General features: G+C 68.6%; 8 protein-coding genes. 1 reads left to right on the top strand and 7 read right to left on the bottom strand.

Features of this window, described 5'->3' with window-relative positions; translation table 11 throughout:
- The 7 genes from QTH91_RS10680 to QTH91_RS10650 form a co-directional block, all read right to left on the bottom strand.
- Complete coding sequence (locus QTH91_RS10680; RefSeq protein WP_286660060.1) at positions 1-1,161, bottom strand: hypothetical protein; 1,161 nt, start codon at positions 1,159-1,161, stop codon at positions 1-3.
- A gap of 10 nt (positions 1,162-1,171) precedes the next feature.
- A complete protein-coding gene (locus tag QTH91_RS10675; RefSeq protein WP_286660059.1) occupies positions 1,172-1,954 on the bottom strand; it encodes a hypothetical protein in 783 nt (260 codons plus the stop codon).
- A gap of 40 nt (positions 1,955-1,994) precedes the next feature.
- Entirely contained in the window at positions 1,995-3,731 is a 1,737-nt protein-coding gene (gene mltA, locus QTH91_RS10670; protein ID WP_286660058.1) for a murein transglycosylase A, read from the bottom strand.
- Positions 3,732-3,793: 62 nt separating this feature from the next.
- Positions 3,794-5,722 carry a serine/threonine-protein kinase gene (locus tag QTH91_RS10665; protein WP_286660057.1) on the bottom strand — a complete coding sequence of 643 codons (1,929 nt, stop codon included), beginning with the start codon at positions 5,720-5,722 and terminating at the stop codon, positions 3,794-3,796.
- A complete protein-coding gene (gene tagF, locus QTH91_RS10660) occupies positions 5,719-6,387 on the bottom strand; it encodes a type VI secretion system-associated protein TagF (protein WP_286660056.1) in 669 nt (222 codons plus the stop codon). The genes QTH91_RS10665 and tagF overlap by 4 nt, the downstream gene beginning before the upstream one ends.
- Positions 6,384-10,007, bottom strand: coding sequence for a type VI secretion system membrane subunit TssM (tssM, locus tag QTH91_RS10655; RefSeq protein WP_286660055.1), 3,624 nt, complete (start codon positions 10,005-10,007; stop codon positions 6,384-6,386). The genes tagF and tssM overlap by 4 nt, the downstream gene beginning before the upstream one ends.
- The gene (locus QTH91_RS10650; protein ID WP_286660054.1) at positions 10,004-11,335 is read right to left on the bottom strand and encodes a DotU family type VI secretion system protein; all 1,332 of its coding nucleotides are present in this window, start codon (positions 11,333-11,335) and stop codon (positions 10,004-10,006) included. The genes tssM and QTH91_RS10650 overlap by 4 nt, the downstream gene beginning before the upstream one ends.
- Positions 11,336-11,663: 328 nt before the next feature.
- On the opposite strand from QTH91_RS10650, the gene QTH91_RS10645 reads away from it, so the two are divergent.
- Positions 11,664-13,031, top strand: a complete 1,368-nt coding sequence (locus QTH91_RS10645) for a hypothetical protein (protein WP_286660053.1) — start codon at positions 11,664-11,666, stop codon at positions 13,029-13,031.
- Positions 13,032-13,145 lie beyond the last annotated feature (114 nt).

Here is a 13,145-nt window from a genome sequence, read left to right as displayed (position 1 = left end):
TCAGGGCAGCCCGACGGATTCGACCAGCGGCGAGGCGGCCAGCGCGGCTCGCGCGGCCGCCGGGTCGGGCACACGCACAAACCACATTCCGCGCGCATCAGGGCCGGCCACGATGTCGGCCTGCTGGGTTTGCAGAAGGCGCTGCGCTTCTTCGATGCGCACGCCGGCTTTCCACTGGAGCACCAGGTCGGCGGAGGGGTCGCCATGCAATTGCGGCGCACCGCGAAAGCGCACCTCGTCCTCGGCCGGATCCACGCGCATGCCCATGGGCACGATGTTCTGCACGACCACCACCAGCGCGAGCGCGGCGAATGCCGGCCGCACCCAGCCGTCGGCACCGAGCCAGCGGCGCAGGCGGGACCAGGCGGACTGCGCGTCGTCGTCCGCGGTGGCGGTGCGCGTGCCGGAAGAGCCCGCGGCTGCGCCCGTGTCTGGCGCCGCCGGCGCGGCCGCGGCGAAGCGGGCATTCGAAGGCATGTCCGCGCCCTTGCCGCTGGCAACCAGGCGAGCGGCCACATCGCGATAGAGATGCTGATAGGCCGCGCGCTCGTCGCGCGCGCCCAGGGGCGTGCCACTGAGCACGCTGAAGGCGCCGCCGCCGGTGGCGCGAAGCGCGATGCGGCCGGGCTGAGGTTCGATGTCCGTCGCCTGGCCGGCGGCGAATTCGTCATGCACGGCGCGCACGGCCGCCAGCCGGGTCGCCGACAGCTCGCCCTGCACCCGCGCCACCCACTGCGGCGAGGGCATGAGCGTCACGACGTTCCAGGCCTGGACCATGCCGAACAGCGGTTCGAAGGGTTCGTCATCGGGCTCCAGCAGCACGTCGTGCACGCCGGCCCAGTCGGCTTCGCCGGCGGCCATGAAGCCTTGCCAGGCACCGTCCGGAAGCTGGCGATCGAGCAGCACGCCCAGCAGGCGCCCTTCGTGCAGCACGCTGACGATGCGGCCAGGCGCCCAGCGCGCGCCGAAGTTGCGCGCCGCCAGCGCCTCGCGGCGTCGCGCCAGCTCGGTGATGGGCAGCAACAGGTCGGCGCCGGCATCGGCCGGGGCGCCTTGCGCATCCGGCGTATCGCCCGGCGGCGGATGGCCGCCGGCAGCGGGCGCACCCGGCTCCAGGTGGGCACGGATGACTTGGAGCGGTGGCCATAGTTCATTGGGCATAGGGGGTCCTCTAGACCCAAGACGCTTCAGCACCCAGGATTTTGAAGACCCGCAAGATGGCCGCCATGTTGTCGGGCACGATGGCGATGCCCAAGGTGTTCTGGATCCACCCGCCCAACTGGGTGCGGGCGTAGTCGGCCGGAAGGCTCTGGCGCTTGTGCACCAGCCCCAGCCGGCCGGCCCGATAGTGGTAGGACGCAATGGCATGTCTGGCGGCCACGCCCGACAGTCCGCCGGCCGCTTCCTGGCCAAAGCCCTCGCACAGCAGCAGGCGTTCGGGTTCGGGCAGGCCCTGGATGAACTCGCGCGCGGCCTGCTGCACCCGGGCGTCGGACAGGCCGTGCTCGGCCAGGCTGTCGTCTTCGTGTGCATCCTGGCTGCCCAGTTGAGCGTCGAGTTGCGCATCGCTCACCTGGTCGCCCAGCGACAACTTGCGCCTGAAGCTGCTGGCGCGGGTGCAGTCGATCAGGTAGCGGCGGAAGTAGGCGCACAGGGCGTAGGCGGTCGAGGGCGCGCTGCCCGAGCCGGCCTCGTCGTCCTGCACGGCGGCGCCGTTGCCCTCCTCGCCCTCGTCCGGATCGGCATCCAGCCGCAGCACTTTCACATAGATGAACTGCGCGACCAGTTCCTGGCGGCCTTCGCCGAGCACCTTGAGCTCCGGCGGATTGCAGTGGCGCAGGGCGTCGCCGACGATGCGGTACATGCGCCCCATCTCGTCGGGCGACAACTGCTGCCGGCGCCGCCAGAGGCGGACCAGTTCAGTGCTTTCGCCGGAAGTGAGCGTGTCTTGCATGGCTGGGCAATGTCTGTCGATGGCTCAATGTCGCCAAGGCTCAGTCATCCACGCACAGGCCTTCTTCTTCCACCAGGCACTGCGGCAAACCGTCGCCAACCGCCCCGCCCCGGGTTCGGATGGCACCGCCGGAGGCGGCCGCAACCGGCAGGCCGCGCGGGAGCAGCACCCACAGCTGGCCGCGCTCTTTCATCCGCCGGGCCTGCGATGCCGCCTGCGTGCCGTTGCCGAAGAAGTAGTCGGCGCGCACCGCGCCGCGGATCGCACCGCCGGTGTCCTGCGCCACGGTCAGGCGCTGCATCGGCTTGTTGCCCACCGGCTCGGTGGTCGACACGAACACCGGATAACCCAAAGGCGTGGCGCGCGGGTCCACCGCAATCGATCGCCCCGGCTCCAGCGGCACGCCGAAGGCGCCCACCGGACCGCCGGCGGTGGATGTCGATTCCTTGAAGAACACATAACTCGGATCCTGGATGCCGCTGCCCTTGGCGGACGCCGATGTGCGCTGTCCGGGCACCGCCACCGCCCCCATGACGGTCGGCTTGGCCAGCGTGAAACCGCGGACGCGGATCACGCTGGTGTCGAACCCACCGTCGTCGTCTTCCTCGTCGAGCACCAGTTCGACCGCACCGCCGCGTGTGCGCACGGCCGTCTGCGTCTTACCCTTGCTGTTCTTGGCCAGCGTGGGCCGGAAGGGCTGGCCGTTCTGCTCCGCATACGACAGGCGGATGACTTCGCCATCGTTGAGGCGGATGCGGCCCGAGCCCTGGATCTGCATCTCGTACAGCGCCATCGCGTTGTCGACGAAGGCCAGCACCTTGGCATTGGGCGCCCCGCGCGACTCGATCTCCTGGCGCGTGTAGTAGGGCAGAAGCCGGCGCCCCTCGGCGCGAAGGCGGATCTTGCGGTCCAGCGTATCGCGCGTGATGTCGGACAGCTCGAGCACGTAGATGCCCGCCGCGCCCAGGTCCCGCGTGGAAAGTCCCGCCTGAGGAATCACCTGGTTGCCCTGGATGCGCGCCGGCACGCTGGTCGAGCCGGCCGGGATCTTGCGCCCGTCGAGGAACAGCATGTCCTGCGGCTGGCCGTACACCGGGTAGATGAAAGGCGGCGCGTAGTTGCGGCTGCCCGCGATCTCGGGTTCGAAGTAGCCGGTGACCACGCCGTCGGGACGGCGGTCGTCGTCGCGGATCTGGTAGGCCGAGAACTCGGCCTCGAAGAAGTTGCGGATCGCCGCGTTGCTGCGACCGTCGACGGTGCTTGCCCGGTCGCAGATCTGCTTCCATTCGGCGCCACGCCGGTTCATGACCTTGCAGCTGGTAAGGAATGCCGGCCAGGTTTCGGAAAAGTCATCCTGCACCCAACCCGGCACCTTGTCGTAGCCGACCGAGGTGTAAGTGGCCAACTGGGTCGAGAAGGTGCGCGATTCGCCCGCCACGTTGGCGCCCGGGCCCGCCGCGCTCGAGCTCGTGCGCCCCGCCGGGCGCGACGCGCCCCCGAGGCTGATGGGCGCGGGCGGCGGTGGCCTCGTCGCGGCCGAAGGCGCGGGTCGTGCGCCCATGGTCGAATCGGCGGGCGCGGGCGAGACAGGCGTCGTCGTGCTCGTGGTGGCGCGCGAACCGGCGGCGTTCGAAGTACTTGCAGGCGCCGCCTCGTCAGATGCGGACGGCATCAGCGTGCAGCCGGCCAGCAGCGCGGCAAGCGCGCCGGTGGCCACGGCCGTGCCTGCACGCGCCGCGCGGCCAGGCTGCGGCCGAAGGGGGGAATGGGTGTTCATCTCTGAGCCTCCTTGATTTCCGACGAGGGTTCCCGCGCGGGCACCCCTGTCTTCGCAAACGATCACTTCTCGACGATCCTGAAATAGCCAACGCCATAGGCATCTCGGCAGGGGGTGTCTGGCGCGCACACCACACGGCCGAGCAAGGGTGCCGGGCCTGTGCCGCGCGAAGCCTCCAGCGCCGCGACGGCGGGCAGCGAGAACTGCTGGAAGATGTTGTTGCCGTCCTGCACGCCGGCACCGGAGAAATCTCGCTCGTGCTCGCTCACGAGCACGGCGAACTCGTTGGCGCCAGGCGGGCCGCCGGAGTTCATGGGCCAGGAAGCGCGCGGCAGAGAAATCGGCGCGCCCGGCGCGATCTTGTTGTACTTGTCGAGCTGGTTCGGAAAGAGCATGAACATCTCGTTGCCCGAAGTCAGCAGGTACACGTAGACGAAGCCCGCGCGGTTGCTGCGCACCTCGAAGCCCAGCGCGTCCTTGCCGATGCTGACCTCGGCCTTCGACGGCTTGGCCACCACGTCGAAGCCCGGCGTGGCGCCGCGCGCCAGCAAGCGCAGCGATTCGACCGGCGTCACCGCCTTGGCCGCAGCCGGCGCGGGGGGCGGCGGCACGGGGTTCGTCGTTGGCTGCGCGACCGTCGATGGCGGCGCAGCCGGAGCCGGTGCGGACGGCGTAGCGGCGCTGACGGCTGGCGCAGGCGTCGGCGCAGCAGGAACAGGCGGCGTTGGGCTTGCCGCTGGCGACGGGCCGGATTGCGCGGCCACGTTGTCATCGGTCGCCGTCGGCGATGTCGCCTTCTGCTGCTGCATCCACCACCAGCCGCCACCGCCCGCGAGCGCGAGGACGACCGCTGCCGCAATGCCGATGCGGGCGCCACCGCCGCTCGGGCGGCCGGTGCCCGCGGGCATCGAGTGGGACGACGCGCTGCCCGCCGGGACGATGACGGTGCGCTCGTCGCCCTCATCGACCATGCGTCGCGACGCGGGCGGGGCCCCACCGCCGGACAGGCCCAGCAACCCGCGCAGTTCGGCCATGGACTGCGGACGCTGTTCCGGCCGCACGCCCAGCCCCGCGTCGATGGCCGACAGCAACCGGGCGCTGTAGCGCGTGCGCAAGGTGTCGTCGCTCGCCAGCGGGACGTAGCTGTCGTTGAGCATGCGCGCCACCGAGGGCGGCGGGGCCCGGCCCGTCACCGCCACATGCATGACGGCGGCCAGCGCGTAGACGTCGGTCCAGGCGCCTTGCACCATGTCCGGCATCTCGGCGTACTGCTCGATCGGCGCATAGCCGGGCTTGAGGATGACGGTGATGGCCTGCGTCTTGTCGGTGATGACGCGGCGCGCCGCGCCGAAGTCCAGCAGCACCGGACGGCCCGAGTCTTCCAGCAAGATGATGTTGTCGGGCGCGATGTCGCGGTGGTAGCAGTTGGCCGCATGCATCACGGCCAGCGCCTGGGTCACGCCATCGAGGATGTCCATGAGCCAGTCTTCGGGCACACCGGCGCTGCCACGCGCGTTGAGTGCCTGGCGCAGCGTCTCGCCGCGATAGAAGGGCATGGCCATGTAGGCCGTGCCCTTTTCCTGCCAGAAGCGCAGCACCTTCAGCAGCGAGGGGTGGTCGAACTGCGCCAGCAGGCGCGCCTCGTTGATGAAGCTGCGCATGCCCAGGTCGAAGGTCTCGCGGGTGCGCTCCGACAGCGGCGCGACGGTGCCGCTCGTCTGCCGCGTGGACAGCGAGACCGGCAGGTATTCCTTGATGGCGACCACGCGTTCCAGGTCGGTGTCCCAGGCTTCATAGACCACGCCGAAGCCGCCCTGGCCGACAACGCGGGTCAGCTCGAACTCCGCCAGGCGGCTGCCCACGGGCAGCAGGCCGGCTTCGGAAGGCGTGGCGCCGCCATCGGCTGGCGTGCCCGGCGCAGGCGCATCCGCCTGGGCGCCGATCACCCGGGTGGTGTCCTGCGGATCGTCGGGGGGCATCTGGCTGCTCATGGCGCGGGCCCCTCCTCGGCCAGCCCCTCGCCCGTCGGAAAGCCGAAGAGCGCATCGAACTGCTCGTCCTGCGGCAGCCCGAGCGTGCTCATGCCCTGGCCGCTTTGTGCCTGCGGATCGGTGAACCAGAGCGACTGGCCGTACTCGGGCAGGGCCAGCGCATCGGCGGCGTCCTGGCCGGGCACCGGGTCTTCGATCGCGCCCGGGGCGAAGCGCTGGTGCAGCAGCGCCTCGAATCGCGGCGCGTCCAAGTCCTGCTCCAAGCCGTCGATGGCGCATTGCGCAGCCAGTTCGAACCAACGAAGCGCATGCAGCATCCACTGCCCATGCAGTTCCGCCGGTACCGGCTTGAGGCTGTCGACCACGGTGAACGGAAAGTACCGGCCGACGGCATCCACCGACGGCATCAGCACGCCGATCCAGGCGCCTTCGCCGATCACGCCGTCACCCAGGATGAAGCACCACAGCGGCGCTTGCAGGTAGCGCTCGTTCCAGTTGGCATGCCGGGCACGCAATTGCTGCAGGCCACCCTGCAGCCAGCGGTCCCAGTCGTGGCGAAACGCATCGGGCAGGCGCCGATGGGCAAAGTCGCCCATACCCGGCAGCTTGCCCCACCAGCCCGGCAGCGCGTGCGCTTCGATGCGGGAGGTGTCGGTGTCGCTCATAGGCCTTCCGGGCAAGCGAACTCGCGCAGTTCCTTCAGGCGGATGGGATGCTGAACGCTGTTGGTGGTGACCTCGAAGCGGGCCCGGCGTGCGCCCACCTGGAAGGTCATGAAGAATTTCTCGGGCGCGTCGCTGGCTTCGAGTTGCCCATCGTCGAGCAGGCGGAACAGCGCCCAGGGCCCGTCGGTGGTGGCGCCCGAGGGGCCGGACGTCGACGGCGGGCTCAACTCCAGGCGAACCTGGTTGCTGCCCTTGGGGCCGGGCCACTGCACGGCCATCGGCACCACGGGGCCATGCGCGTACTTCACGAGCTGGCCATCGACGTCGAGCACGAACTGCGAGATGCTGGCGTCCATCTCGACGGGCCGGAAGTCCAGCCGCATGGCCGGGCCTCGCCCGCCGCCACGGAAGAAGATGTCCTTGATGCGCGCCGCGCGTTCGAACTGCGCCAGTGCCTGCGTGGTCACGCCGGCACGCTCGGCCACCGGCTTGTAGCGCCACGGATGGGTGCTGGTGTCCACCGACTGGGCCAGCCGCTTCTGGAAGAAGTCGTCCATCATGCCGCCCGGGCCGAAGAACTGGCCGAAGTCCTCGGGCAGCACATCGCGCTTGGATTTCTGCACGAACGGGTAGCGACCCGCGATGGCGCGCTGGCAGAACTCGTTGACCGGCTTGAGGTCCTGGTTGAGGTTGCCGCGCTCGGCCACGCTGGCCTGCGTGGCGCCGGCCTGGCTCAAGTCCTCGATCATCGAGCGGACGGGCTCGGGCAGCCGACCCGCATCGCTCTTGAGCTTGCCCGCGACGTCGCCCGGTGGCGGCGAGCTGCGCGAGTTGACCGCCGTCTGCACCGCCGTGAGGTAGACGTACACCTCGTTGAAGAGTTTGAGCGCCTCGTCGATGGGCGCGGGCGTGCCGGGCGTCATCGGCGTGACCAGCCGGCGCAGCGATTCGAAGTGGTCGTCGACGATGCTTTCGACGCGCTTGCCCGGCGGCGCGATGGCAGCGCCACCGCCGCTGCCGCCACCACCGCCGAGCAAGGCCTCCAGCCCCTGGCGCGCGCTGCGCACGGTGTCGCTGGCCTTGCTGACGACGTCCTTGCCGTTGTCGGGCGGGATGAGCGTGGTCTCCTTGACCACGCCGCGCAGGAACAGCGCGAGCGGCGAGACGGCACCGGAAAGAATGCGCGCCTCCTCGATGCTCTTGTCCAGCGTCGGGGCGCGGATCAGGCGCACGTCGGCCAGGAAGGCATCCCACACCTTCACGTATTCCTGCAGGTACAGGCGCCGGACGCGGTCGGTGAGGTCGCCGAGCGCACTCGCATCGCGCAGCCGGTCGGCCACGTTGCGCTGCTGCCCCAGCACCCACGGATCTTCCTGCGCCAGCAAGGTCGTCACGACCACCACCTCGCGCTGGAACCGCTTGTGATAGCCATCGAAGGTGAACAGGCCCGGCACGCCTTCGGTCAGCGGCTTGCCGCTCACGCGCTCGAACACCAGCGGCGCCGAGGCGCCGGCTGCCGATGCCACCGTGAAAGCCGGCACGTCGGCGCCGAGCTTCTGGCGCTTGAGTCGGCTGAACACGCGCTGCTCCAGCGGGTAGCTGGCGAGCAGCGCGCGCACGTTGGCCACCAGCGCTTCGTCGGTGGGCAGCGGCGAGCGTGGGGGACCTTGCGCAATGAGCTGGTCGAACTGGTCTTCGAGCATGCGCCGCTGGTCTTCGGAGATGCCCCGGTCCAGGTTGCGCTGCCAGTCGAGCGTGACCCAGGCCTTGAGCGCGTCGGCATCGAAGTGCTCGGGCTGATGCAGCATCAGGTAGGTCTTGAGCGCCTCGTAGGTGTATTCGAGGTTGTCCTTCTGGGCCGTGCGCAACTGGTCTTCGATGCGCTTGGCGATCTGCGGCAGAAAGGCTTCGTTGAGTGCGCGCTGGTGCGCGAGCCGGGCCGCGGCGTCCAGCTTGTCGCCCTGGTACAGGCCCAGCGTCATGCCCAGCGGCGGATCGCCCTCGCGGTTGGCGGGCGTGCGCCAGATGTTGCGCAGGCCGTCGAGCATCGGCGCAACCTGCACCAGGTTGCTCACCGTCTTCGGCAGGGCAGCCAGCGTTTCGCGTGCGGGCGCGACGCGTGCCTCCACCGATTGCAGGTAGTCGAGATTGCGCCAGGCGCTCCACCCCCAGCCTGCGAGCAGCGCCAGCGTGACCAGCGCCATCGCCGAGATGCCGGCCAGTCGCAGCGCGTGGCGCTTGCGTTCGAGCTTGACGTCCGCGCCCGCGAGGTTCTGCTCGGGAAACACCACCTGCTTGAGCAAGGTGGTGATGAAGTAGCTTCGCCCGCTGTTCTTCTGCGGCGGCAGCATCGCCCGGTCGAGCCCGAAGCCGCGCGCCATGCCGCCCATGACGCGATCGATCGGGCTGCCCTCTTGCGTGCCGCTGGTGAAGTACACGCCGCGCACCCACGGCGTGCGGGCGAAGCGCGAGCCGGTGAACACCTGCTCCAGCAGATCGGCCACCAGCGGCCCGATGGTGCCGAACTGCGCAGGAAAGCCGAAGATCGCACTGCGGCGCGCGCCGTCGGTCTCGCGCTGCATGCGATCGATCACGCCGTCGTTCAGGCGGCGATGCAGCAGCACGAATTCGCGCTGGAATGCGGCGCCGATGCCTTGCGATGCCTGCTGCGCCACCTGCTCGCCTTCTGCCAGCGACAGCGTGAAGCCGAACACCTGCGCGCGCTGGTCCTTGTTCAGATCGTCGAAGTAGTCGGAGAAGCCGTAGAGCAGGTCCGTCTTGGTGACCAGCACATAGACGGGCAGCCGCGTGGCCAGGTGGGTGTCGAGTTCAAGCAGGCGTGCGCGCAGCGCGGCCGCAAGATTGGCTCGCTGCTCGGGGCTGTGGGTGAGCAGATCGCCCACGCTGATGCTCAGGAAGACGCCATTGAGCGGGCGGCGCGGTCGCACCTTCTTGAGCAGGCCCAGGAAGCCATCCCACGCGCTCTTGTCTTCGGACTGATGGCTGTCCTGCGTGGTGTAGCGGCCGGCGGTGTCGATCAGCACCGCGTCGTCGGTGAACCACCAGTCGCAATTGCGGGTGCCGCCCACGCCACGGATGGCGCCCGGGCCGAACTTTTCGGCCAGCGGAAATGACAGGCCCGAGTTGATGAGCGCGGTGGTCTTGCCGGCGCCCGGCGCACCGATGAAGACATACCAGGGCAGGTCGTACAGATAGCTGCCGCCCGAGAGCGACAGCCAGTCGCGCAGACCCGGCTTCTTGCCGGCGGCGGAAAGCCGCATCTGCTTGAGCGTGGCCACCGCCTCGGTGAAGCGCTCGTCCAGCACCTTCTGTTCGGGATTCTGCGGCTCGGCCGGCCGCGCGGCGGGCGCCTGCATGAGGCTGTCGCTCAACTGCCGGCTGGCGCTGCGAACGCGCAGTCGGCGCCAGAGCGCGCGCAGCAGCACCAGGAGCACGACGGCGCCGATCACGATGGCGCGCGCCATCTCGCTGGCCAGCGGAACGTGTTCGCCCACGCGAATGAGCGGCCCGACCCACCAGATCAGCACGGCCAGCACCAACAGTGCCACCAGCGTCAGCACCAGCGGATTGAAGATCGTGCGAAGGAGCTTGCGGATCATCGCTTCGTCTCCGTCAGCTGCGCGGCCACGCGCTCGGGCGGTGCCATGAGCACGATCTCGACGCGCCGGTTCTTGGCGCGGTTGGCAGGCGTGTCATTGGGCGCGAGGGGTTCGGAATCGGCCCGGCCTTCGGCACGCATGCGGATCGGATCGACGCGCGTGGACAACGCGCCCTTGACGGACTCGGCACGCGCGTTCGACAGGTTCCAGTTGGACGGATAGCGCAATGAGCGGATCGGCACGTTGTCCGAGTGGCCGGTGATGAGCACCTCGCCCTTGACCTCGGCCAATGCGTCTCCGATGCGCCCGAGCACTGGCAGCGAGGACGCCATCGGGTCGGCGCTGCCGGACGCGAAGAGAGTGTCGCCACGCAGGCGCACGGTGCTGCGGTCGGCCTCGTCGGTCACCGTGACCAGGCCCTGCTTGATCTCGGCCTCGAGGAACTTCGCCAGGCGCGGCGCCTTGGCGGGAATGACGACCGCCGGTGGCGCGATCTGCAACTGCGGCACGCGCAGGCTGGCCACGTCGGTGTAGGTCTGGTCGGATCGGTTGTTCATCCACAGGCGCAGGCCGAACCAGGACAGCGCCAGCACCAGCAGGAAGAGCGCGCCAATGATCCAAAGGGGCAGCGAGTCGCGCAACCGCACGGTGCCGGCCCCCTCGCCCTTCCAGTGCGCCGACAAGGCCGGCTCCAGCGCGGGACGATCCTTGGCGATCAGGTCGGCCAGGCGCTGGCGCACGCTGTCGAGCTGGGCGCGGCCGTTGTCCTGCACGCGGTAGCGGCCCTCGAAGCCGAGCGCCAGCGTGCAGTAGATGAGTTCGAGCAGGTCGCGGTGCTTGGGCACGTCCTGGGCCAGCTTGCCCAGCAGTTGGAAGACCTTCTCCCCGCCCCAGGCCTCGTTGTGGAACTGCACGAGCAGGCTCTGGTTGTTCCAGCCCGCCTGCGCGCCCCAGGGCGTGTTGGCCACGGCTTCGTCCAGCGCGGTGCACAAGACGTAGCGCGCGGCCAGCACCGTCTCGTTGCCAATGCCCGCGCGGCGCGCGTCGGCATCGAACTGATGGACGGCATCGCCTGCCGCGGCGCGCAGCGACGTGACATCGCGCGGCTGCACCATGCCGCGCAGCTTGCCGATGAGCACGAGCAACTTGCCGGCGGCCGAAACGAGCGGATTGACCAGACCGAGTTCGCCGACATCGGGCGTGCCGGCCGGAGCGGCGCCAGACGCGGGCTGCACAGGCGCCGGGCCGCCAGCGGACGCGCGCGGGCGGGGCTTGATGACCGTGCGTTCGGATTCGTAGCCGGCGAAGGGGTCAGGTGTGCTCGTCATGGCGAGTGCATCTCCTTCCTCCGGTCCGGTGTTCTTGCCAACTCATTCGCCGCGCTCCGTCCTTCGACAACCGTCGAGACAGGGAGTGTCGGACCCGATCCACCACAGGCAAATCCGCCTTACGGACTAGCGCGTTTGCTCAGCCCGTTGGTTCGCTCCCACGACCCATGGCTTTCCATGGGACTTTGCTGAAACTGCGGCGGAAACTTCTTATTCGGCGTCGGGTTGGGCCGTGCCGGGCAACGGCTTCGCTAGTCTGCGCCGTGCGTCCAGCCGGAATATTTCACGCAATCAAAACACGCGCCGGCAAATCACAAAGGGAGCATCAATGAACAGGCAACTTAGGGGCATGGGTCTGGTTTTTTCCTCACTCATCTGGGGCACCGCGTCCGCAGTCACGCCGGCGGGCAGCTGGGTACTCAAAGACGCATCGCCCGACGTTCGCGACTATTTCTTCCGGGTGGACGTCGATCCCGGCGACGCGTATTCGCAATCCAGCGGGGCGCCGTCATCGGTGAACTTTTCGCAGTACATCGTCTTCGAAAGCGGCGACGGCGGCATCCTGGGGCTGAAGCGCGAGAACGGCGTCAAGCAGGCCGTCATCACCCTGTGGCACGACAAGAAGAACCCTGCCAACGCGGCCTACAGCAATGCGTTCATGGGCGCCCTTCCCGTCGTGGAATGCCGGGAAGACGCTCCCTGCACGTCGCTGCAGGGGCCCTTGGATTGGAAAGTGGGGCACCAGTACCGGTTCCGCTTCGAGCGCAGCCCCATCAACCCGACCGGGTGGTGGCGGATCATCCTCACCGACCTGACCACCAGCCGGGCGGAACTGCTGGGAGAAATGCAGACGCCGGCGTCATGGGGCGGACTGGCGCGGCAAAGCGATCTCTTCCTCGAGTACTTCGCTGGCCCCTACCAATGCGACACCCTGCGTTACTCGAAGGTCACCTACATGCCGCCGCAGGGCAACTTCGGCAAGACGACGGCCATCCAGCAAGCCAGCGGCAGCAGCTACCAGAACGATACCCTCATGCCCTGCGCGCCCGGGCTGCGCTCGCCGGACATGACGCAGAAGGACATCGATTCGAGCTCATCCCTCGATGCCAAGAAGAACGTCGTGGCCGAAGGCAACGCCTATCGCGGCGTCCATCGCTGGCCCAACTCGTCGCTCAAGTCCGTGGCCGGCCTGATCTATTCGCTCGATGCGGACTCGCCCACGCCGGTGCTCTACTCGGCGCTGAAGACCGGCACGCCGACACCCGAGGACGCCTACAACCTCGGCATGGGCTACCCCGTGATCAACGACCTGGTTCAGATGCGCCGCCGCCTGTATGAGTGGGATGAGCGCAATGCCGGCGAGGCGATGGTCGGCGACATCTTCATCTATCGCAACCCGAGCAACGGCGACATCGAGTATTTCCGCAAGGCAACGGCCGTCTCGGGCAAGTTCCCGACCGACAAGACCAGCAATGCCGACTGGAGGTATCTCGGTCGCCATGCCATCAAGGGCGAGGCCCTGAAGACCGAGAAGCTGCGGACGAACTGGGGCGCCAACGACCGCTATGGCCAACCAGGAGATCTCTACAGCTACGGCAACATGGTCTTCCGCCTGAAGACCGCCGATCAATATTGGTACTTCCCCACCGTCGCGACCGACAACGAGTGGTGGCAGTTCGTCGACTACACGCACTAGAAGTAGTCATCGCGATCACGGCAAGACGAGCCTTCGGGCGCGGCTTGCCGTGATGCGCATTTTTCTTAAAACAAAGCAGTTTAGGGAGCTTGCATGAGAAGAGTATTGACAACC

Origin of the sequence: Variovorax dokdonensis, from assembly GCF_030316895.1 — a bacterium.
In the GTDB taxonomy this organism is placed as follows: Bacteria; Pseudomonadota; Gammaproteobacteria; order Burkholderiales; family Burkholderiaceae_C; genus Variovorax; species Variovorax dokdonensis.
Note: the sequence above shows the minus strand (reverse complement) of the source record. Positions and strands in the feature narration are given on the sequence as shown.

Coding starts and splice junctions, on each gene's coding strand:
- QTH91_RS10680 (WP_286660060.1), bottom strand. CDS start 1,161: ATGCCCAATGAACTATGGCCACCGCTCCAAGTCATCCGTGCCCACCTG.
- QTH91_RS10675 (WP_286660059.1), bottom strand. CDS start 1,954: ATGCAAGACACGCTCACTTCCGGCGAAAGCACTGAACTGGTCCGCCTC.
- mltA (WP_286660058.1), bottom strand. CDS start 3,731: ATGAACACCCATTCCCCCCTTCGGCCGCAGCCTGGCCGCGCGGCGCGT.
- QTH91_RS10665 (WP_286660057.1), bottom strand. CDS start 5,722: ATGAGCAGCCAGATGCCCCCCGACGATCCGCAGGACACCACCCGGGTG.
- tagF (WP_286660056.1), bottom strand. CDS start 6,387: ATGAGCGACACCGACACCTCCCGCATCGAAGCGCACGCGCTGCCGGGC.
- tssM (WP_286660055.1), bottom strand. CDS start 10,007: ATGATCCGCAAGCTCCTTCGCACGATCTTCAATCCGCTGGTGCTGACG.
- QTH91_RS10650 (WP_286660054.1), bottom strand. CDS start 11,335: ATGACGAGCACACCTGACCCCTTCGCCGGCTACGAATCCGAACGCACG.
- QTH91_RS10645 (WP_286660053.1), top strand. CDS start 11,664: ATGAACAGGCAACTTAGGGGCATGGGTCTGGTTTTTTCCTCACTCATC.